Consider the following 23,610-nt stretch of genomic DNA (forward strand, 5'->3'; position numbering starts at 1 on the left):
GCGTTTTTCAGGGTAAAAAAACATCCGAAACCGAACAAATGCTAATCTACTTTTCTGCTATCAAAAAGGGGCTTTTTTCTATGATCCGGTACCTTATCGCCATGAAGAGGGACTTTATCGCTCTGACCCGGAACTTTGTTGCTCTGAAGGTTGACTTCATATAGCGCGAAGTCAACCTTCAGAGCGATGAAGCGTTACTTCAAGGGAATTTTCTGCGCACCTCACGGCAACAAGCCCTCATAAATTCCTTAGGATATTTGGAACGCGGTTCGTCTTTGCTCGCAAATATTCGATTCTCCGGGAGTTAAGGTTTATCACATTGTCGGCGTTTTCATCTTTCGATAATCAAATTGTACACTTTTCGCCATGGACTCGGCACCACATTTTCTCTGTTGTCAGCCGAGCCGGTTAAAACCGTGAAAAGAGTCAGTCCAAAATCGATCAAGATTTCGGACGAAATAGAAAAACAGTCGAAACAGGGGGTTAATGTATATTTTTCAATTTGTAGAAGGTCCAAAACTAAGAAATTTTGAACTAACGCATTCAGACTTTGCTCTGCGGGAAATCTATATTCGACGACCTCATAAATATTAATGACACTCTCGGAAATATTAATGAGGGCGTCAAAAACATTTATGACGTCTTCATAAACAAGTTTCCTGCAAACCAAATAACTTTCTTATCTTTGTTCGTTGAAATGCGTATAAGATGATTGTAGAAGAAAAATATATGGCCCGTTGCATCGAACTGGCGCGTGGCGGAGCGGGGAATACGACTCCTAATCCGATGGTCGGCGCTGTGATTGTGCATGACGGGAAGATTATCGGGGAAGGCTTTCATCGCAAATGCGGGGAAGCGCATGCCGAGGTCAATGCGGTGGCTTCCGTACAGGACGAAGCGTTGCTTCGGGAGTCTACTATTTATGTGAGCCTCGAACCTTGTTCCCATTATGGAAAAACGCCTCCCTGTGCGGAGTTGATTATCAAGAAAGGTATTCCGCGTGTCGTAGTCGGTTGTCTGGACCCGTTCCCGGCTGTTTCGGGACGTGGAGTGCGGATGTTGCGTGAAGCAGGTGTCGAAGTCGTGACCGGTGTTTTGGAAGAGGAAGCCCGTGCTTTGAATCCGGCTTTTATGACATTCCAACTTCTCGGGCGTCCTTACATTTATCTGAAATGGGCCCAGAGTGCGGACGGTTTTATGGATGTCGCACGGAAAGATGCAAGTGTGCGTCCGGTTGTCCTTTCATCGGCCGAAACTCTTCGCCGCGTTCACCGGCTTCGTGCGGAGGTTGCGGCTATCATGGTCGGGACGCGTACGGCTTTACTGGATAACCCGTCGTTGACGGTGCGGCATTGGGCCGGCAATTCGCCGGTCCGGATCGTGCTGGACCGGACATTGAAGTTGCCGGCTGCTTCGTCTTTGTTGGACGGTACGGTCCGTACGGTTATTTTTACGTCCGAAGAGGCCGTGAACCGTCCGAATGTGGAGTTCGTTCGGATTGATTTCAGCCGGGATGTGTTGTCTCAGGTCTTACATTATTTATATAATTGGAAGCTGGATTCGCTGATGGTCGAAGGAGGCGCCGCCTTGCTGAAAAGCTTTTTGGATGCCGGTTTGTGGGATGAAGCTTGGATTGAAACGGCTCCGGTGGTGCTGGGCGAGGGGGTAAAAGCGCCTGTCGTAGCCGGTGTTTTAAGCGGTTCGGAAGTGCGGGACGGGCATCTTTTAGAAACCTGGCGCCGACAAGTTTGAAAAGGACCTTATAATTCCGTAACGACACTAAAATATTATAAATATTCCCCTATATGAGGTATAAAGCAAAAAATGTTTCTACTTTTGTGCCTTTATATACAACAAACTAATTTTTTGATGAAAAATAGAATAGTACTGTTTATAGCTGGATGTTGTGCTTTGTTATTGTCTTCTTGCCTTGGTTCGGACGATAATGAATATGAGTTGAGTAGAGATTGTCAGATTCTATCTTTTTCTTTGTCGAACGATTCCATTCCGGAATTGTCGAATGTCGTATTTACAATCGACCAGATAAGCGGGCGCATCTTCAATATAGACTCCATGCCTTATGGAACAAAGCTGGATGAAAAAGTAATCTGCAAGGTCCGGCTGGCTTCAACTGTGTACACCTGTCAGGTTATGCAGGAAGCAATCGGTGATACGATTTTCTGGAATACGGAGGACTCGCTGGACTTCTCCAAGCCGGTGAAATTTGTCAATACTTTGTGGGATGGTGAGACGACAAAGACTTATCTTGCACAAGTCAATATCCATCAGGTTGTTCCGGATTCTATGGCTTGGGGCATATACAAGGAAGGCATTCCTGCCGCGGCCGTCAAAGAAGAGAAAGTGGTTGTATTCGGCGAAGGTGATAACGAATCATATTATATGTATGCACAACCTGTAAACGCAAGTGAAGGTTATCAGTTGTATCGTTCGGCAGTGTCGGACGGACGGAACTGGACGGAACTGACGGTTACGGGGCTTCCTGCCGGGGAAGTGCGTTTGTCACAGATTACGGCTTATGAAGATGCGTTTTATGCGGTGACGACGAAGGGTGCCCTTTATCGCTCTGCTGATGGTCAGGCATGGACGCTAATGGAAAACACTCCGGTGGTCAAAGCTCTTTTAGGGGCGATCAAAACCAGTGACGATTATACGATTACAGGAAAACAGCCGTCTGCGCTTGCAACTGTTGTAGAGAAAAACGGTTCATTCATTTATGCTTCTATGGATAAGGAGATGGAATGGACGGATGGTACGCTTCTGAACGAAGGTTTCCCTTTGACCGGTTTCGGTAATCTTTCTTATAATTCGATGTTTCGTGCCCGCCTGCTGGTGGTTGCCGGACGAGATAAAGATAACAAGCTGACAAATGCAGCCTGGTCTACGGAAAACGGGCAGGTCTGGGCGATGCTGACGGATGAAGAGGCGACTCCTTTTGATAAACAGGAGGGTGTTGCTGTCACCGAATATGACGATAAATTCTTTATGTTGAGCGGTATCAATGAAGCGGGTAAGGCATCTTCCGATATTTACCTGTCACGCGACGGTGGCGTAACCTGGAATGTTTCGGATACGCTGGTGGTCATGCCGCCGGAATTTAAAGCAAGAGGATTCTCTTCCATCTATGTGGATGAGAACGATTATATGTATCTTTTCGGCGGAAAAGAAACTAACAATTCGGATGTATTGAACCAAATCTGGCGCGGCCGTATCAACCGCCTGGGTTTTAAACACTGAGAAAGTTCGTGAAGGGACGTATAATTTTATGAGCTATTTAGCGTTAGAAAAGAAGGTATAGATTATAACAATAACGTATTATGACTTCAACTTTCTTTCAGCGTATATTCATATTAGTCCTTTTGACCGGTTGTTTGACCGGGCTTCACGCACAAGAATATAAATACGAGATCGGCGGGATGGCCGGCGGAGCCTTTTATATGGGCGACGTCAATAAGAATGCTTTTTTTAAGGGGCTGAACCCTGCATTCGGAGCTGTCTTCCGCTATAATGCCAATTTCAGATGGGCGTTTAAGGCCAATATGATGTGGGGGCAGGTCTCGGGTACGACGGAAGGACAGAAAAATGTTTTTCCGGATAATGCACAGGCTTCTTTCAGCCGTAGCCTGATAGAGCTGGGCGGACAGATGGAATTTAACTTCTTTCCGTACAGCGATAAGTTCGCTTATGCGAATGCAAAACGTTTCACTCCTTATATTTTTATGGGATTGGGCGTAACGGTGGCACCGGGTAGCGGGAAGACTTTTGCAGGTCCGAACATACCGTTGGGCGTCGGTGCAAAGTATAAGATTAAAGAAAGGCTCAACTTAGGATGTGAGTTCTCGTTCCGTAAGTTGTTTGGCGACGGCTTGGACGTGACGGACGATAACAATGCGTTTCTGGATGATCCCTACCATATGAAAGGTAGTTTTTTAAAGAATAAAGATTGGTATTCTTTTTTATTGTTTACTGTAACTTGGGACTTCGGCCCTCGTTGTAAAACCTGTAACAATGCAAAGAATATAGATAATATACAGTAGTTACAGATGAAGACACTATGTCGTTGATTGAACAAATAGACAAAGAACGCTTGCCGCAGCATGTGGCGATTATTATGGACGGCAACGGACGCTGGGCCAAAGCAAAGGGCAAAGACCGCAGCTTTGGGCATCAGGAGGGCGTTGTCTCTGTTCGTAAAGTCGTCGAGGCTGCTACGACGGTGGGTTTGAAATATCTGACGATGTACACGTTTTCGACGGAAAACTGGAATCGTCCCGAGGCGGAAGTCCAGGCCTTGATGAGCCTGTTGGTTTCGGCTATTCACCGAGAAACTCCCGACTTGATGAAAAATAATGTCCGGTTGATGGCAATCGGCAATCTGGACCGCCTGCCGGCAGATGCACATGCCACCTTGCTGGACTGCATTGCACAGACTTCGGCCAATACAGGCACTACGCTTATATTGGCTTTAAGCTATTCGGCCCGTTGGGAAATTACCGAAGCAGTGAAACGCCTGGCACAAGATGCTGTTGAGAAGAAAATAAACCCCAACGATATAACCGAGGCTGTCGTCTCGGAACACCTGACTACTAAAGGTATACCCGATCCGGATCTGTTGATCCGTACCGGAGGGGAACAACGCGTCAGCAACTTCCTGCTTTGGCAGTTGTCGTACGCCGAATTCTTTTTTACCGATGTGTATTGGCCGGATTTTAGAGAAGAAGAGTTGTATGGAGCTATATTGTATTACCAGCAGCGCGAACGGCGTTTCGGTAAGACAAGTGAGCAATTAATCTTATAAACAATAGCTGTTATATGTACAAAAGAATAGTGCTGTTTTTTATTTTTCTGGGATTTGCCTGTGGGGCATTCGCTCAGGAAACTGACACTACCAAGGTTGAAGAACCGGCAGATGTGCCGGTCATTTCTTATTCGTCACCTCCCAAGAAGTATATCATCGATAGTATTCGGGTGACGGGGATTAAGAATTATGATGATTTCGTGTTAATCGGTTTTTCCGGCTTGTCGAAGGGTGATGAGATCACCGTTCCCGGAGGAAGCGAAATCACAACAGCAGTAAAGCGCTTCTGGAAACACGGTTTGTTTTCCGACGTGAAAATCTTGGCGACTAAGATTACCGATGATAATAAAATCTGGTTGGAAATCCAGTTGAAGCAACGTCCGCGTGTTTCACAAGTGAACTATCACGGCATCAAGAAGGGGGAACGCGAAGATCTGGACGCCCGTCTGGGATTGCGTAAGGGCTATCAGATAACGCCGAACGTGATTGACCGTGCTACCACCCTTATCAAGAAGTTCTTCGATGGAAAAGGTTTTAAGAATGTGGAAGTCGAAATTGTTCAGAAGGACGACTTGGCACATGAAGGTGAAGTCATCGTTGATATCAATATCGATAAGAACGAAAAGACTAAGATCCACCAGATTCATTTCGAAGGAAACAGTGCTTTGTCTGACCGCGACTTGAAGAAGGCGATGAAGAAGACGAACGAAAAGTTCAGTCTTTACAATGACTGGAAGAGCAGTATCCTGGAAGCCTTCAGCACTAAGAAGTTTACGTCGGAAGAATACGAAAACGATAAAAAACACATTATCGAGAAATATAACGAAAAAGGATATCGTGACGCCGTTCTGGTGGAAGACAGCGTTGTGAACTACAATGATAAACGTGTAGATATATTCCTGAAGGTTGAAGAAGGTGACAAGTATTATCTGAAAGATATATCTTTTGTCGGTAATACCAAGTACCCGGCGGAACAGTTGAATTATATATTGGGTATGAAACCGGGAGATGTTTATAACCAGAAAAAACTGAATGAACGGTTGACTACGGACGATGATGCTGTTTCCAACCTGTATTATAACAACGGTTATATCTTCTTTGGCGCCGATCCGGTGGAAGTAGATGTCGATAACGACTCTATCTCTTTGGAAATCCGTATCCAGGAAGGACCGCAGGCTACTATCAACCGCGTTATCATCAATGGTAACGACCGCTTGTATGAAGATATCGTTCGCCGTGAGCTTCGTACGAAACCGGGTATGTTGTTCAGCCGTGATGACTTGATGCGTTCAACCCGTGAAATTGCGCAGATGGGACACTTCGACCCGGAAAACCTGGTACCGCAGCCACTGCCCGATCCTGACAATGGAACGGTGGATATCCAATATAACCTGGTATCCAAAGCAAACGACCAGATCGAGTTCTCCGCCGGTTGGGGACAAACGGGTGTGATCGGTAAACTGAGTTTGAAGTTTACGAACTTCTCTATGAAGAACCTGTTGAATCCGAGTACTTATAAAGGTATCATCCCGCAAGGTGAAGGACAGACACTGACACTGAGCGGCCAGACCAACGGACGTTACTATCAGGCCTATAGTATTTCATTCATGGATCCCTGGTTCGGAGGTAAACGCCCGAATACCTTGTCTGTAAGTGCTTATTTCTCCAAACAGACCGATATCAGTAGTAATTATCTGAGCAATAATAGTGGTTATGGTGGCTACGGCGGCTACGGTGGTTATCCTTACTACGGAGGATATGGCGGATATGGTGGTTACGGTTACGGCGGTTATGGTTATGGCTATAATTATGGCAACTACGAGTTGGCATACGACCCGGATAAGTCGATTATGATGTTCGGACTTTCTGCCGGTTACGGTAAACGTTTGAACTGGCCGGATGACTACTTCCAGTTTATGGCAACCTTGAACTATCAGTTGTATATGATGAAAGATTGGGATTACTTCCTGGTAAATAATGGTAACTGTCATAACATCAACCTGGAGCTGAACTTGCAGCGTAATTCTATCGACAACCCGCTGTACACACGTAAAGGTTCTCAGTTCATGTTCTCGGTAGCGGCAACTCCACCTTGGTCATTGTGGGATGGCAAGGATTATAAGAATATGAGCGATCAGGATGAAGCCAAGTTCCGCATGATTGAGTATCATAAATGGAAATTCAAAGCGAAGATATTCTCTCCGTTGGCTCCGTTGACAGTGAAACGTACGCCGGTATTGATGTCACGTGTTGAATACGGTTTCTTAGGGTCTTACAACAAGTATAAGAAATCTCCGTTTGAAACCTTCTATATGGGTGGTGACGGTATGAGTGGTTACTCCAGTACATATGCAACCGAAACGATCGGTTTGAGAGGTTATGAAAACGGTAGTATTGCCGGTAATGGCGGATATAACTCTTACGGTTATGCTTATTCACGTCTGTCGATGGAGTTGCGCTATCCGTTCCTGTTGGAACCGTCCTCAACGATCTATGGTCTGGTCTTCGTGGAAGCCGGTAATGCATGGGTTGACCTGAAAGACTTCAACCCGTTCCAGTTGAAACGTTCTGCCGGTGTCGGTGTTCGTATCTTCCTCCCGATGATCGGTTTGATGGGTATTGACTGGGCTTACGGTTTCGATCGTCCGGACGGAAGTTCTCAGAGAGGCGGTAGTAACTTCCACTTTATTATCGGACAGGAATTTTAAAGAGTTAAAAGTTGAGAGTTGAAAGTTGAAAACTGAAAATTAAATAAAGAAGGCAATCGGATTCTTTTCCGGTTGCCTTTTTTGCGTTCGGGCTTTTCTTACTAAGCTTTTCAAGTCTGTTAAATTGTTAATTGTCTCTTATTAATTTTCAATTTTCAATTCTCAATACTCAATTCTTTTATCTTTGCAGTCAGAAGGTAAAACTATAAATGACATGTGTATGAAAAAGATTATTGCCTTAAGCTGTTTGTTGTTCCTTTGCACATTTGCGGGACACGCACAAAAGTTTGCTTTAATAGATATGGAATATATCCTGAAAAATATTCCGGCTTATGAAATGACAAATGAGCAGTTGAGCCAAGTCTCCAAGAAATGGCAGAACGAAGTGGATGCGATTCAGCAGGAAGCGCAGAACATGTACAAGACTTATCAGAGTGATCTTGTTTTTCTCTCTGCCGAGATGAAGTCGAAACGGGAAGAAGATATTGTCAAGAAAGAACAAGAAGCGCAGGATTTGAAACGCAAATATTTCGGTCCGGAAGGCGAACTGTATAAGAAACGTGAAAGTCTGATGAAGCCGATACAGGATGAAATCTATAATGCCGTCAAGGAGATATCCGAAGACAAAGGATATCAGATGGTGATGGACCGTGCTTCGTCGATGAATATCATTTTTGCTTCGCCGAAGATCGATATAAGCAATGAAGTCCTGATAAAATTAGGATATTCAAAATAAATGCTTACATTTGTGCGCTTTAAAGACGTAAATGTGAATATGATTAATAACAAGTAATATTTTATAGGAAAATGAAGAAACTGATTATTTTTTTGTTGATGATGCTCCCCTTGAGTCTTTTCGCTCAAGAATCTAAGATCGCTGTTGTAAATACACAGGAAGTGATCCAGGCTATGCCGGAATTTGCTGATATGCAGAAAAAAATGACTGACTTAGAAGCAAAATATAAGAATGAAATGCAAGTTATGAATGAGGAATACAATAAGAAGTATGCTGATTTTATAGCCCAGCAGGATTCATTGACAGAAAATATCAAGATGAGAAGAATGCAGGAGTTGGAAGATATGCAACAGCGTACTCAGAACTTCGTTCAGATCTCACAGCAGGATTATCAGAAGCAGCAGGGTGAATTGTTTGCTCCGATTCAGGAAAAACTGAAAAAAGCGATTGATGCGGTCGGGGCTGAAAAAGGATATACCTATATTCTGGATCCGCAGATTGTGCTTTTCAGCGGAAACTCTGCTATCGATGCTACTCAGTTTGTAAAAGCTAAGTTAGGTATTAACTAATTAAATAGCTACGATACATAACAAAGGATGCCTCTCTATGAAAGGCATCCTTTGTTGTCTCTATATAATTCATAATTTATAATTTACAATTCCTTCCATGTTCTCATCAGCTCCAGGCCCAATAGGTATTTTCGACTCCGGTTACGGAGGGCTTACCATTTTCGACAAGATCCGGAAAGCAATGCCCGGATATGATTACATCTATCTGGGAGATAATGCCCGTACGCCATACGGACCGCGTTCGTTTGAGGTCGTCTACCGCTTCACGCGGCAAGCGGTAGAAAAGCTATTCGATGAAGGCTGCCAGCTTGTAATATTGGCTTGCAACACCGCATCGGCAAAGGCACTGCGTACGATCCAGCAGAAAGATTTGCCGCTGTGGGACCCGGACCGTCGTGTATTGGGTGTCATACGGCCTACGGTGGAGCTGATAGATCAGATCAGCACAAGTAAACATATCGGCATTTTAGGAACGAATGGGACGATTTCTTCCGGTTCATATTCCATGGAAATAGAGAAGATGTTTCCGCATATCACGGTAACGGGAGAAGCCTGTCCGATGTGGGTGCCGCTGGTCGAGAATAACGAGTTTGATTCACCGGGAGCCGATTACTTCGTCAGGAAACACCTCGAACATATCCTGCATGTCGACCCGGAGATCGATACGCTGGTTTTGGGCTGTACTCACTATCCTTTGCTGATGAATAAGATCCGTGCTTTCCTGCCCTCCGGTATTACCCTGTTTGCACAAGGCGAATATGTGGCTGCGAGCCTGAAGGACTATCTGCGCCGCCATCCCGAAATGGACGCACGGTTGACGAAGCAAGGACAATGCCGCTTCCTGACAACCGAATCCGCCGCCAAGTTTTCAGATGCCGCTTCTGTCTTTCTCAGTCATTCGGTGGAGGTGGAACAGATCTCGATCGATTGAGTAGGTGGGGGATGGTTATTGAGCAAACTTGATATGCAGGACAACCATTTCCGAAACAGTCCCGACCCGATAAGGCGGTCCGGCTATCCCGATGCCGGAAGAGACATAAAACTGCGTCGGCCCTTTTTTATGGTAACCGTACGGGCATTCGTAGATCAGCTTCATCAAGAGCGGATAAGGCCATAGCTGGCCGTTGTGCGTATGTCCATGCAAACCTAAATCCACACCGTTCATCGCCATCTCGGCAAACGACCAGGGCTGGTGGTCCAACACGATGATCGGTTTAGTCGTATCGAGTCCGGCCATTAACGCGTGCAGCGGCTTTCTCTTCTTATTGATATAGTCGTCACGTCCGATCAGGTAAAACGAAGAATCCGGACTGGCAACAGAGTCGATCAGAAGCGTCGCTCCCGTTTTCTTCAACCAGCGGTATTTGGCCATACGGTTGGCACGGTATTCGTGATTCCCATAAACGATGTAGACCCCCAAGGGAGCTTTCAACTGCTTTAAATCGTCCTCTATATGGGCTTTTTCGGCAAAACGCGACTCGTAATCCATAATGTCGCCAACCAGCACGACCATATCGGGATGCTGTTCGTTGCTCATCTTCACATAGCGTTGTACCAGTTTTTTCCCGATAACCTCCCCGATATGCAGGTCGCTCATCATGACAATCTTCATGCTGTCGCGATCACTGTTCCCTTTTGGAAGGGTGATATATACGTTTTTGACTATCGGGTGGGTTACGACATGATAGGCATGGAACATCAATCCGGTGACAAATGCGATAATTACGAAAAACAGAGTCAGCTTCGTCTGCTTCCAGTGACTCGTGATCCAGCCGGGAAACCAGTGGAAAAAGCGGTTGCTAAGCCGGAGCACTTCCAACAGCAGTAGGGAAAGAGTGATGTAGAGGGAAGCAATATACCAAGTGTTGCAAATATACTGGATCGTGATCATGACCTGGTCCGGCAGTACATTGCGGAATGCAAATCCGAAGAAGAAGAGTGATAATTCAAGGACAAAAAGCAAGATGTAAGGAATCCGCCAGCTTTTTTTAGGCGGAATAGCCTGATACCCTCTCCAGAAGATGTAGGGATTCAGTAATATCTGTGCAACTATCGATTGAATAAAAACTCTCATTTAGCAAACTATTTGCAGGTAATCTCGAATACGACCAGTTCACTGTCGGTGCCAATCCTGAAAGGAGGCCCCCAAAGCGACAGTCCGGAGGAAACATAAATATGGCTGTTTCCCCATTGGCGGTAACCATGACTCTGTTCGAATATGTGATCGGTGATCAGGCTGATCGGCCATATCTGTCCGCGATGCGTATGTCCGCTGAACTGGAGGTCGACGCCGGCGTTTTCTGTTTCCGACAGGTTGTATGGTTGATGATCTAAAAGAATAACAGGTTTTGTCGGGTCAATGTTCTTCGTCAACTCTTGAAGGGATAACCGGGATTTGTTGCTGCGGTCGTCACGTCCGACTATCTGTACGCCGTTGGGCAACGTCACGACTTCGTCTTGCAACAGGCGGATCGGTGTCTCTTTTATGAACTGTACGCTTTTCCGTATGCCGCTGATATATTCGTGATTGCCGGGTACCATATAAATGCCCAGCGGGGCTTTCAGCTCTGCCAGTTCTTCCATCATTTTTTCTTCATACAGAGGTACGACGCTGTTGTCGATCAAGTCACCCCCGATTAAGATCAAGTCCGGTTTCTGCTCATTGATCATCCCGACATATCGTTTTAGTTCTTCCTTGTCCGTCCCGTAGCCCAAGTGGATATCGCTGACGGAAACCACTCTCAACGGTTGTTCGTTATTAACCGGCTGCTTGTTGATAACCATGTTGATAACTTCCGTTTTCGGATGTTGATAATTATAATATCCGTAGCTTAACAGGCTAAGTGTCAGGAAAAAGGAAATATAGAACCCATATTTGCACGGGAAGTTGAAAAGCCGGAATATGTCAAATACCATTAGGAACAACACCATGTAAAGCGTGAAGACCAGCCAGCCGGTTCCGATTTCGTGTGATGTATGGGCCAGGACAACCGGAAGCTTTACGTTCCGAGCCAGAAAACTGCCGAAGAAAGAAAGTGCCCCACACCAAAACAGTATGGCCAGCAAAACTTTAACACCGAAAGGCTGAGCTACCAAAGCCTGCGCCCCTCTTCTAAATATATATAAGTTTCCAGCAAGATAAATACTAATGAGGACAACGAAAAATGTCGGCATAGTTGTAAATTTTCGGCAAAAGTACGGAAACAATTTAAGTTATAAGACAAGTGGGGATTTAAAAAAATGTAAGCTGTTACTTTTGGCTTGATCCAAAAGTAACCAAAAGATCAAGGCCGAACCTGCTTCGCTACTCCGTTCCCTTCGTTCGCTGTCGCGTCGTAAGGGTCGTTCGCGAACGACCCCTACAGCAGACGCTCCTGTCGCTCCCTGCGGTCTCTGCGCTTAACGCTCACCAGCTTAGCCCGGCCGGTTAAGCCTTGACTTTTTGGTTACTTTTGGGTCAAGCCAAAAGTAACAGATAAATCATCATTTACATTTGTAAGTCGCCGCCTTAACATTCCAGCCCTTCACGACGAAGAGCGGTTCTGAAGGCATATCGGCCGTTGCCGTTTCGATGATGACCGTTTGGCTTTCTCCCGGCAAGAGCGAGAAGAAGTTATCGGTATAGAAACTGGGGCGTACCGGCTTTTTATTCTGATCCAGCAATTGAAGCTGAGTAAAGAATGCGATCGTCGAAGAGGTATTCTTTATTTCTGCTTTTATAAAGTGCCGGTCAGCTTCCTGATAAGCCTTGTAAGTCGTTTTCAGCTGGACTTGTTTCAGCTTCGACAAATCCTCGAAACCGGATGAAGTCGGGCCGGTCAGTGTCTTACGGCCTTCATACTTGTCGTTGGAACGCCAGTAGAAGGTGTTCGCCACTTCCTTACCTTTTTCATTATACAGGCGCAGTTTGATGAAATGAACCTGTGTGATGTTCTGCGGGAAGTCGATTGTGAAAACGTCGTTTACAACACCGTCTTCCGGTATGTCGATAACCTGCGATTTATTCCATACTTTCTTGCTGTTGAGGTCATACACTTCAGCTGTGACCTTATAATTCTTGAAAGCCTGGTAGTAGTCGTTGCAGACGGAAACCGTATTTTTCAGATAATCGAATTGTGCATGAAGCGGTTCCAGTGCATTCTGTGTATGGTAAAGCGATGCCGTCGGCTCAAGTGAATAATCCCACATACGGGCGCAGACTTGGCTTATGGGGCAGTTATGATACCAGAACAGAAGTCCCGATGCATACCGGTCGCCATACCCTAACTTGTTATAGTTCCATACTTCCCAGATCGATTTGGAGTTCATGGCACCTACAAACTGGCCTTTAGTCGCAAACTCTTCAATGGAAGAGGAAGCGCCGTAGTTGTTGGTCAAGTCGGTGTACATGGTCGACATCAGGTGGAAGCCGCCGCCGTCATGATAGTCCCAGACCTCCTTGTTGATCGGCCAAAGGTCCTTTTCGTCCATCACTTCCCGAAGGGTTTCGACAGTCGGGATCGTCGGTGCGCCATATTCCGGGTTGAACCCGTCGACACGACTGCCGCGTTCCGAAGCGGTGTTTTCGTAATGTTGCATCGGATTAACCTGTTTGTATGGGCTTCCGTCGTGCACGCCGTCACATTCCGACTGCATCTGGTAGCCACGTGTGCCGTCCAGCGCCATAATCATATCTTTCGCTCCCGGCATTTCCGTACTTTCGTTCGAGGAAACATAGTAGGCCAGCGAAGGATGATTGCGCAGGCGTTTGACGGTTGCTTCCACATTGCTCAAGTATAAATCCTTGTCTTGCGGATGTTTGGTGTCGCCTGTCATCCAGAATTCCTGCCAGACAAGCAGTCCCATTTCGTCGCAGAGCTGGAAGAAATAGTCCGATTCGGCAATACCGCCGCCCCACATACGGATCAGGTTGACACCCGATTGTTTCGTGTAGCGGAGTTCCGCATACGTCCGTTCGTCCGAAGTGCGAAGCATTCCTTCCGGAATCCAGTTGGTTCCCCGGATGAACAGTTTCTTTCCGTTGACGTAGAACTGGCGGGATTTATCCGGCGTGTTCTGGTCGGAAGTGATTTCGCGGATACCGAAACGAGTTTTCGTCTCGTCGGAAACCTTTCCGTCTACGGTTACAGTCAGCTTCAGTTCATACAGTTCCGGATTCCCTTTGAAGAGCGGCCACCACAGGCGGGGATTCTTGATCGTAAGCTGCGGGAACTCTTCGGGGGTGAAACTGACAGTCTGTGTTTCGCCTCTGAACAGATTCAATTCTTTGCTGAATGTGATGTTTTCACCGGCGATTTCACCTTTGACAGTGCATTTTACATTCCCTTGCGTCGGGTTCACAACCTCTACACTGACTGTTTCTTTTGCCAGGTCATATCCCGGTTTTGCCAGATCCGATTTGATAAACGGATGGCGGAGAACCGCTTTGTCTGTGGCGTAGAGGCTGATATTTTTCCAGATACCGGTGTTGCGGTCGCGGATACCGTCGTTGAACGTGAAGTCCCAGCCCACACTCATCAGCATGGTGGTGTTCAGTCCGATGTTCCCGTCTCCACCATTGTGAAATTCGCCGACGGCTCCCCAGCGTTTCGGCTTGATCGTACCCGGCATATCGACCGGATAGACTTTGATAGCCAGCGCGTTCTTACCCCCGATACGGGCGAAATCGGTGATGTTGATATAGTCCGGTTTGAACATTCCGGACATATTGCCGAGCAGATAACCGTTCACCCAAATCTCGGCGCGGTAGTTGATACCGTCAACCTGGAGCCATACGATTTTGTCCTTGTAGCTTTCCGGCACATCGAACTCTGTCCGGAACCAATAGGTGTAGAAATCGCGTCCGGCCTTTGCCAGGTCCGGGATGATGTTCTGATCCAATTTGTTGTTCATCCCGTAATAGGGCTCCGGATATACCTTGTTGTGGACGAGCGAGTTCAGTACCGTACCGGGCACGATTGCCGGCATCCAATCTCCGGTCTGGTAACCCGGTTGTGAGATTTTCTCTGCCGGATCTTTGGCTTCTCCGGCTTTATACATCTGCCAGTTGAAGCCTCCGTTATGTCCGTCTTTCGAGTCCAGATAGATTTTTTCCGGACTGCGATAATAATTGGGTGTCTGAGCCTGCACAAAGCAGACAGACAGAAGTAAGAATAATCCTGTAATAATGCTTTTCATGATTTACTTATTTAATTCGGAATCGGATCTCCTGGTGTTTTCTTTGCCGGGTCATAAACGGCTACACTTACCTGTGAGTCTGCACATCCGTAATAGAGATACCATTTGTTTTTAAAAAAGACCAAACCTTCGATAAAGACTGTCCCGTCGACATACTGACCGCTCTTTTCAAACGACTCCATCGGACGGAAGAAAGGGACGTCGAGGCGTTGCAGCACTTTCATCGGTTCTTTCGGATCTGTCAGTATCTGGCCGGCACAATAAGCGCCTGCCGTGAAACGTTTGTCGCGCTTGCTGTCGTTATTCTGGTTTTTACCGTTGTAAAGCAACAGGATACCTTTGTCTGTCAGGACTGCGGGAGGGCCGCATTCCGTCAGGGCGCTGTCGAAGAACTGCGGACGTGGTCTGATGACGGCTGCCAGTTCGTTCTTCTCGTCCAATATCGGAGTCCAGTTCACAAGGTCGTCTGAAGTAGCTGCTGCGACCATCTGTTCTCCCCAATACATGAAATATTTCCCGTTTATTTTAGCTAATACCTGCTTGCCGTCCTTTACCTGTGTTACCATCGAGCCGGATTTGCAGGCCATGTCTTTGAAACGTCCGTTGTAGGCTTTGGCAAAAGCCGGTCCGTGTTTTTCCCATTTGATCAGGTCGCGGGATGTGGCGATGCAGAGGCGCGGCACTTTCCGGTTCCAGGCTGTATAAGCCATCACATACAGGCCGTCTTCCGTCATCGTGACGCGCGGATCTTCACATCCTCCCGGCCATTCGAATTCTTTCGCATTATCATTATCCGGATACATGACTGGCGTTTTCCGACGTTGTACATGAATGCCGTCTTTAGACTCAGCCAGGCCGATGCGGGAAGTCCTTTTTCCGATACCTGTGGCCGAATTGTCTTCCGCCCGGTAAAGGACATAGATCTTGCCGTCCTTGACGGTTGCTGCCGGGTTAAACACATCACTTTCTTCCCAGTTCATTTTTTTACCCTGCATGGGGCAATCGAATTGGCTTGCCGGGTTCGGTGTGATAATCGGATTGACTTTTTCAGGTCTGACAAACCCGCCTAAAGCCCAGTCCGGTAAATCATTTTGGCTATACCCGAGTAGAGGTAAAACTGCCAGACTGATGAGTAAGATACTTCTTTTCATGTTCTAAAGAATAAAAAAGGCACAAACATCCGGTTAAAACCGGATATCTGTGCCTTAGGTTATTTATTGTACAGTTGTTTCGATGATGGTACTATAGTTGATCGCATTTTCGGTCTTGGCACCGACGCGTACATATATTTTATTACCATTTCCCTGTATTTTGTACAGATTGTCCTGGTAATTCTTATCGTTCTCCAAATCGAAGACGATAGTACCTTCGTTTCCGCTGACCGTTTGCTTGCCGGCCTGGTTCGCACTTCCGTTATCGACACCCGGTGCAAAGTTCCAGTAGCCGTACACTTCGGATACGTTAAAGCTGCTGTTGGTCGGAGTCACCTTGTAAGTGATGGTGATCTTTTTGCCGGAAGCCTGTGCCGAAGCTGTGATTCTGGCATAAGGTGTTGCCTTCAGATCCAGGGTTGTCTGTCCTTTTACCGTGATAAACTCTTCGCACGGAGAAACGAACGGACCGTTTACGATAATCTTATAATCGCAGTTGAACAACTTTGAGTTTTCATATGTCCCATCCAGCTTTGCATAGAAATCGACAGACTGTGTCGCATCCGTATTCTGCTCGAACATGTTAATAATAACGCCGGTAGAACCCTGAACCGGCAGTGGTATCGGTTCGTTGGTCTCTGCATCCAGGATTTTTCCTTTGATACCTCCGTTTGGAGCATCATAATTATCCAGATCACTCAAACAGCTTATGAAGCATAATGAGCAAACGGCCATCAATAATAAACTTATCTTTTTCATATCAAATTTCTAATTTAGATGATTAATTAGTAAAGCCCGGATTCTGAATCAGATTCGGATTTGAATTCATATCGTCCTGATTAATCTTGGTATAATAGTTCTTTTCAAGGAAAATACGCAATTGCTTGGGTGAATTATAACCTCTTTCAAATACATATTTATCGTCACGAATATCATGCCAAGGATACAGGGCAGTACCTCTGAATCCATTCAACCCGCCTTGCTTTGCATCCAGATGAGCAATTCTCCAGCGTTTCATATCCCAGAAACGATGACCTTCGAATGCCAATTCCACTCTGCGTTCGTGGCGTACCTTTTCCATATTGATGCTTGACAATAAGGCGATACCGGCACGTTCGCGGATTTTGTTGACAGCTTCCAGCGCTTCCGAAGAATTGTTCAGTTCCATCGCAGCTTCCGCCAAATTTAGGTAAAATTCTCCTAAACGGAAAACCGGCCAGGGAGTTTCTGACTTACCCATGTTCATATCAGTCAATGTTTCGTCCCAGAATTTCTTCTGATAGAAGCCTGTTTTGGAAGCGTCACCTGCATCAGCGCCACCGTCTTTTCCGGATGTGCTGTATGTTACACCGTTAACTTCTACTGTGTTACCGCCGTCAGGCTGGCTTGTTGCCGGATATCTTTCGTTATCGGAAACGATAATACCTCTCATCCATTCGATCTCGGTAGTCTGGCAGGGTGAACCTGGCATATAAACAGAGGCGAAGAGGCGGGGATCTTTGTTCGTAAAGACATCATAAGGCTTGTCATAACGGACCGGTTTGCCATTTTCTTCCAGTTTCAATGTACCTTCGGAACCATCTATATATTCGTAAGTCTCAACCATTTCTAAGGTCGGAGCGATACCGCAACCCCAACCACCTGCGCGGTAAGAGAACGGTGCGTTACGTTTGTCCCAGTCATGTCCTTTGCCACCGGCAACATTATACTGTTTCTGGAAAATATATTCTCCGTTGTCTCCATTGCCTTTCAGGAACATATCGCAATAGTTCTGCGCTTTGTTATCCGGCTTTTTGTTGTACAATGTATATTGGCCGGAATTGATGATCGCTTTGGAAGCATCGTAAGATATCTGGAAAAAGCGGTCTGCTTCGGAAGAAGGGATTCCTACGAGGCCATCCAGCTGTACCGTCCCGTAACGGGCGATTGAACCTGCATATAAGGCTGCACGCGAACACAATGCCAACGCTACATATTTATTGGCACGGTATTTAGCATCAGCACCTCTTGTTTCGGGAAGATCCTGTGCGGCTTCCTGGCTTTCTTTCACAATGAAGTTGTAGATATCCACTTCCTTGTCGCGCGGAACCATTAATGCCTCCAGGTTATTCGGGTCATACACCTGCGGTTCTGTGATCAGAGGAACACCGCCATAACGTTTTACCATTGTGAAATAATGGAAAGCACGAATGAAGCGGGATTCTGCCAAAAGTAACTTCTTTTCTGAATCGGATAATGACGTCGCTTCTTCCAACTGGCTGATAAAGTCGTTGCAGTTTCGTATGAATTTATAACGATCGGAGAATTTCTGTTCAAACAGGGCATCTTCATACGTGTATGTCGCATTCCCATTATCGAACATCGGGTCTTTCTGGAAAGAACCCTGTGCTTCGTCAGACATGGAAGAGGCGTTTTGCAGACGCCATGCGTCACGCTGCCAGTAATTGAAATCTTCCAGGTTCATGTTGTCGTACAGGTTTACCATTACGCCATTGATCAATTTAGGATCTTTCCAAACTTGTTCAGGAGTGATGATGTCGAAAGCCTCTTTTTCAAGATAGTCAGCACAAGCTGTCGCTCCTAACAAAAGTAATCCGCATCCAATGTTTCTTATAATTGTTGTATTCATTGTTTCTTCTTTTAGAATGTTAGATTAACACCGAAATTAAATGTTTTCATTTGAGGATAGTAACGGAACATACCTTCTTTGTTTTCCGGGTCCATATACTTCATCATACCGGTACGGCTGGTAAAGGTTGCCGTGTTGAAGCTGTTCACATATACGCGCAGTTTTTCGATACCGGCTCTTTGCATCCATCTTTTCGGGAAGGTGTAACCGATCTCGACAGTCTTCAGACGCAAATAGTTCGCTTTCTGCTTTGTCCAGGTGTTGTTTCCTGAATTGGAAGAGAAACCGGTCGGGCGAAGTGCCGGCATAAAGCCCGGAATCCATTCGCTGAACATATCCGACGGATCTTCTCTGTGCCAACGGTCCAACCAAATTGTGCTACCATTACCAAGACCTTGCTGGATAAACGGAGACATAAAGTCACCGGATGTGAATACTTCATGTCCGGCTGCTCCCTGGAAGAAGAGGGTTACATCGAAACCTTTATATTCTCCGTTAAGGTTCAAGCCGTAATAGATACGGGGAGTATTTCCGTGTCCGATCGGCTGGTCGTCTTTTCCGTCGATGATACCGTCGTGGTTCCAGTCTTCAAACTTCAAGTCACCCGGCATCAATGATTTATTACCATTGTTATCCTGGATCGGTGAGTTCAGGATCTCTTCATAACTCTGGAACTGCCCGACACAAACTTTACCCCACTGGATGTCTTTATAACGGTCATTGCTGTTATTTCTCCAGTCATCATACATGTTGGCGGAAGCAGCACGTTCTACATGTTCGTTATAAATACGGGTAGTAGAGAAGTTCCCCTTTACATCATAGGTGAAGTCACCTATTTTATGACGGTGTCCGATTACAACTTCAAATCCCTGGTTCTTGTCCGAGTTCAGGTTCTCAACCGGAAGTTCCTGGCCGAATGTTGTCGGCAATGTGAGCTGGCGCTTTGTCAAAAGGCCGGAACGTTTACGAACGAAATAATCAAATTCGACATTGATCAAGCCCGAAAGAATGGATGCTTCGAATCCGACGTTGGCAGTCTTGGATTCATACCAGGTCAGATCCAGGTTAGGCATACCTCTGTCTTTCGCCCCGTTTGTCAATCCGCCTGAACCCAGAACATAGTTTCCGGATGGATAGCGGTAACCTTGCAAATATTGGTAGGCTCTGTATTTGCCGTCTTTTTCGTCATCATCAGTGTATCCGGTCACACCTTCGTCACCGACTTTACCGTATGATCCTCTGATCTTGAAGTTGTCGACCATCGGTAACGCTTCCTTGAAGAACGCTTCTTCGGAAACACGCCATCCCAAAGATACAGCCGGGAAGAATCCCCAACGGTTATCCGGTGCAAATTTGTAAGAACCATCGTAACGGAAACTTACTTCTGCCAGGTACTTATTGTCGTATGCGTAGTTGACACGGCCAACTAAACCGGCATGGGATGAAACACGGGCTGTACCGCCATTGTTCATGTTCGTCTTGTCTCCGGCATCGATTTGGTCGATGGCGCCCACCGTGAATTGGCGGTATGCACTTAATATGTCTGTACGGTCATTGTAGAATTCCCATAAAGCCAATGCTCCGATATCATGTTTACCGAATGAGTTATGGTAATTCAATGATATTTGCCCGTTCGGTCTGAAATAGTTGTCATTCTGAGTTGTCAACTCCGAAATGGTATGGCTACCGGACGCATTATATACATCGTTGATCGCATCGTAGGTATATTCATAATATTCTTTATACCATTTGCGGCTGTACTTGTTGTTATAGTCGTATGAGAATAAGGCCTTTGCAGATAAACCTTTTACCCAAGGCAGTTCCCAGTTCAAGGCGATAGACCCGTTAAACTCGCGGCGGTCCCGTCTGTCGTAACCTACATTGTCTATGTCGGATAGATGGACTGGGTTTCCTTTATCGCCCGGATTAGACCAATAATCCGGATTTCCGTTTGCATAGATAGGAAATACCGGTTTTGCCATCTGGATACTACGACTTAGCGGTTCAGCTTCGTACGGTTTCATACGTGTGTCCAGACGTCCGCTCAACTGCAGGTCTACGGTGAAACCTTTTACGATTTCAGCACTGATATTGGAACGAACGTTGTACTTCTTGAAGTTGAACGCTTTAGATTTGTAAATACCTTCCTGGTCTGTCAAACCTAATGAGAAGAAGTATTTTACTTTTTCAGCACCACCGGAAACACTCAGGTTGTGGTAGGTTGTCGGAGCCGTTTTACGGATTACTTCGTCATACCAGTCGGTTGTCCCGATACCTTGTTTAAACTTTGCCAGGTCGTCATCCGAATAAGGAGCCGGGATACCGATGTTTTGCTGTGCCTCGTTGTACAAGGTCGCATATTCGTATCCGTTATAATACTCCGGATAACGGGTGATGTTCTGTATGCCGACATATCCGTTGTAAGTGATTTTCGGTTTACCCAATTCACCTTTTTTTGTCGTGACAAGGATTACACCGTTCGCTCCCTTGAAACCGTAAACGGCTGCAGAAGCATCCTTCAAAATACTGATCGACTCGATATCGTTTGCGTCGATCTGCTTAAAATCACGTTCCACACCGTCGACGATTACCAATGCATTACCGTAACCACGAATATCGATGCTTGCATCGTCGTCACCCGGAGCACCGCTTCTCTGTACGGCACGAAGTCCCGGAAGCTTACCGGCAAGAGCATTACTAACGTTCGGTGTTTTGACAGAGGCAATGTCTTTCGATTGCAGTGAAGCCACTGATCCTGTTACGGATGCACGTTTCTGGACGCCGTAGCCGACAACGACAACTTCATCCAACGCTTGTGAATCTTCAGCTAATTTTACGTTAATTGTAGTTTTGTTGTTCACCGGTAACTCTTGGTCTTTATAGCCGATGTATGAAACAACCAACACTGCATTGGGAGCTACGTCCAATGAGAAATTACCGTTCATATCGGTAATCGTTCCGTTTGTAGTGCCTTTTTCTACAACATTGGCACCGGCAATAGGACCTAATTCATCTTCTACTACACCCTTTACCGTGTGTTTTGCTTGTTGTGGGCTTCCAGTCGTTCCGGCCGGTGAGAGGACAATGTACGATCCTTCGATTTTGAAAGAGACATTGTTGTCAAACAGGTTTTGCAATACTTCCTGTAAAGAAGTATTTTCGGCTTTCACTGAGACTTTTCGGTTAACATTTACGTTCTTGTTGTAAATGAACAGTAAATTAGTCTGGCTTTCAATGTCATTCAGGATGTTTTCCAGCCGGACGTTGTTTTTGTTGAGAGTGACACGTATGCTCTGCGAGCTTACTGTTTCCGCCTGTACGCACATGGCGCAGGAAAGGAAAAACAGAGATGTCATCTTCAAAATACGAGATACACAAATGATTCTTTTTTTCATATTTGTGATAGTTTGATAAATGATATTAGATTAATACTTCGTTTTTCACATTGGACATAATTTGCCCTTCACTTCTGATTCTTAACTACTCATAGGCTATTATTGATTTTATATAATTATTGAATACGAATTTCATTTTTATTTTCTCGCTCAAATGTGAAATGAGCATCTTGTTGCAAGGCTCTCAACACCTCTTCAATCCCGTCGGATATGCGGAACTTTCCACTGCAGGCATAATTATCGAGCTTGTGATTGTCGATAATGATGCGGATGCCGTAATTCTTTTCGAGTTCCTTCATCAGATCCTTGAATTTGATATCCTTAAACGTGATAAGTCCCTCCTTCCAAGTGTAGGGATTGAAGTCGGTGATGGGAGTGACAGTCAGCTTACCATTACTTAGCCTGACTGCATTATTTGGTTCTAACACAACTGATTCGTTTGGTTGGGATTTGTCGGTGACTTTTACACTTCCCCGGATAAGGGAGGTCGTGAATTCATTTTCACTATAAGCTTCTACATTAAACTGCGTCCCTAATACTTCAACTTCGCAACGTCCGGTATTGACAATAAACTTTTTGTTTTTGTTTTTTGCCACGTCAAAAAAAGCTTCCCCTTTTAGGTGTACTTCTCTCCGGTCGCCATTGAACGAAGCCGGATAGGAGAACTCGGACCGGGCGTTGAGCCAGATATGGGTTCCGTCTGCCAGAGTCAGTTCAACCCGTTGTCCGGCAGGTACTTTTATCGTGTTGAGTGCTATTTCCTGCCGGGTGTTCTTATTTAACAGCACCGGTACATTATATAACAGGAACAGAGCCATGATAGCGGCTGCAACACCTCCTGTCCATTTCCAGAGGGAGACGGATCGTTTGCGGGCCTGTTTTTTTGTTGTTTGCAAATCGTTCAGCTGAAGTGCGTCAAACAGTGTACGTTCCTTATAGAATAGCTTTCTGTTTTCAGCCGATTCACTCACCCATTGGCGGATCACGGTCAGTTCCTTATCTGTAGCCTGCCCGCCAAACATTTTATGTAGTAACTTCTGTTCCATTTTTTTCCGTTTCTATTATTAAGGGCGAACGGGAAAGGAAATACCCTAAAGGAATGAATGATTTTTTTTTAATATCTATAAAATAATGTGCCAATGAGGGAGTGTGCCAATATGCCAATGAGAAGAAAAACTGGACCTTCTGCAAAAAAAATATTACAATAACCCCCTTTTTGACCGTTTTTCTATTTCGTCCGAAATCTTGATCGATTTTGGATTGACTCTTTTTCTGTTTTTAATCACCTTTACTGACAACAGATGAAGCGAGGTGCGCAGGCAGTCTGAAAAACCGTATAATTAGATTGCCGGAAACCGGAAACGCCGTCAAAGTGATAAAGCTTAACTCCCGGAGAATCGAATATTTGAAAATAAAACGGACGGCGTTC

16 protein-coding genes are annotated in these 23,610 nt (G+C 45.7%); 8 read left to right on the forward strand and 8 right to left on the reverse strand.

What is annotated here, in order from left to right; genetic code table 11:
* The first annotated feature begins 708 nt into the window (after window positions 1-708).
* From ribD to murI, 8 genes are all read left to right on the forward strand, one after another.
* Entirely contained in the window at window positions 709-1,752 is a 1,044-nt protein-coding gene (gene ribD, locus DWU89_RS18450; protein ID WP_115501105.1) for a bifunctional diaminohydroxyphosphoribosylaminopyrimidine deaminase/5-amino-6-(5-phosphoribosylamino)uracil reductase RibD, read from the forward strand.
* Between the two features lie 117 nt (window positions 1,753-1,869).
* Window positions 1,870-3,255 (forward strand): DUF6242 domain-containing protein, encoded by a 1,386-nt coding sequence (locus tag DWU89_RS18455; RefSeq protein WP_244205946.1) that lies wholly within the window; start codon window positions 1,870-1,872, stop codon window positions 3,253-3,255.
* Window positions 3,256-3,335: 80 nt separating this feature from the next.
* A complete protein-coding gene (porG, locus tag DWU89_RS18460; RefSeq protein WP_115501107.1) occupies window positions 3,336-4,055 on the forward strand; it encodes a type IX secretion system protein PorG in 720 nt (239 codons plus the stop codon).
* A gap of 17 nt (window positions 4,056-4,072) precedes the next feature.
* Window positions 4,073-4,816, forward strand: coding sequence for an isoprenyl transferase (locus DWU89_RS18465; protein WP_115501108.1), 744 nt, complete (start codon window positions 4,073-4,075; stop codon window positions 4,814-4,816).
* 14 nt (window positions 4,817-4,830) lie between these two features.
* Entirely contained in the window at window positions 4,831-7,524 is a 2,694-nt protein-coding gene (locus tag DWU89_RS18470) for a BamA/OMP85 family outer membrane protein (RefSeq protein ID WP_115501109.1), read from the forward strand.
* A gap of 220 nt (window positions 7,525-7,744) precedes the next feature.
* On the forward strand, window positions 7,745-8,260 hold the full coding sequence (locus DWU89_RS18475; protein WP_115501110.1) for an OmpH family outer membrane protein: 516 nt from the start codon (window positions 7,745-7,747) through the stop codon (window positions 8,258-8,260).
* 71 nt (window positions 8,261-8,331) lie between these two features.
* Window positions 8,332-8,829, forward strand: coding sequence for an OmpH family outer membrane protein (locus tag DWU89_RS18480; RefSeq protein ID WP_115501111.1), 498 nt, complete (start codon window positions 8,332-8,334; stop codon window positions 8,827-8,829).
* Window positions 8,830-8,926: 97 nt separating this feature from the next.
* The gene (murI, locus tag DWU89_RS18485; RefSeq protein WP_115501112.1) at window positions 8,927-9,760 is read left to right on the forward strand and encodes a glutamate racemase; all 834 of its coding nucleotides are present in this window, start codon (window positions 8,927-8,929) and stop codon (window positions 9,758-9,760) included.
* 15 nt (window positions 9,761-9,775) lie between these two features.
* On the opposite strand, the gene DWU89_RS18490 is transcribed toward murI, so the two are convergent.
* The 8 genes from DWU89_RS18490 to DWU89_RS18525 form a co-directional block, all read right to left on the reverse strand.
* Window positions 9,776-10,903 carry a metallophosphoesterase gene (locus DWU89_RS18490; RefSeq protein WP_115501113.1) on the reverse strand — a complete coding sequence of 376 codons (1,128 nt, stop codon included), beginning with the start codon at window positions 10,901-10,903 and terminating at the stop codon, window positions 9,776-9,778.
* 8 nt (window positions 10,904-10,911) lie between these two features.
* On the reverse strand, window positions 10,912-12,003 hold the full coding sequence (locus DWU89_RS18495; RefSeq protein ID WP_115501114.1) for a metallophosphoesterase: 1,092 nt from the start codon (window positions 12,001-12,003) through the stop codon (window positions 10,912-10,914).
* A gap of 309 nt (window positions 12,004-12,312) precedes the next feature.
* Window positions 12,313-15,006 carry a glycoside hydrolase family 2 protein gene (locus tag DWU89_RS18500; protein WP_115501115.1) on the reverse strand — a complete coding sequence of 898 codons (2,694 nt, stop codon included), beginning with the start codon at window positions 15,004-15,006 and terminating at the stop codon, window positions 12,313-12,315.
* A gap of 11 nt (window positions 15,007-15,017) precedes the next feature.
* Entirely contained in the window at window positions 15,018-16,157 is a 1,140-nt protein-coding gene (locus DWU89_RS18505) for a glycoside hydrolase family 130 protein (protein WP_115501116.1), read from the reverse strand.
* Between the two features lie 63 nt (window positions 16,158-16,220).
* Window positions 16,221-16,916 carry a DUF3823 domain-containing protein gene (locus DWU89_RS18510; protein WP_244205947.1) on the reverse strand — a complete coding sequence of 232 codons (696 nt, stop codon included), beginning with the start codon at window positions 16,914-16,916 and terminating at the stop codon, window positions 16,221-16,223.
* 22 nt (window positions 16,917-16,938) lie between these two features.
* Window positions 16,939-18,786 carry a RagB/SusD family nutrient uptake outer membrane protein gene (locus tag DWU89_RS18515; protein ID WP_115501118.1) on the reverse strand — a complete coding sequence of 616 codons (1,848 nt, stop codon included), beginning with the start codon at window positions 18,784-18,786 and terminating at the stop codon, window positions 16,939-16,941.
* An 11-nt stretch (window positions 18,787-18,797) separates the two neighbouring features.
* Entirely contained in the window at window positions 18,798-22,181 is a 3,384-nt protein-coding gene (locus DWU89_RS18520; protein ID WP_115501119.1) for a TonB-dependent receptor, read from the reverse strand.
* Window positions 22,182-22,297: 116 nt separating this feature from the next.
* Window positions 22,298-23,227, reverse strand: a complete 930-nt coding sequence (locus DWU89_RS18525) for a FecR family protein (RefSeq protein ID WP_115501120.1) — start codon at window positions 23,225-23,227, stop codon at window positions 22,298-22,300.
* Window positions 23,228-23,610: the final 383 nt, after the last annotated feature.

The organism is Parabacteroides acidifaciens (genome assembly GCF_003363715.1).
Classification (GTDB): Bacteria; Bacteroidota; Bacteroidia; order Bacteroidales; family Tannerellaceae; genus Parabacteroides; species Parabacteroides acidifaciens.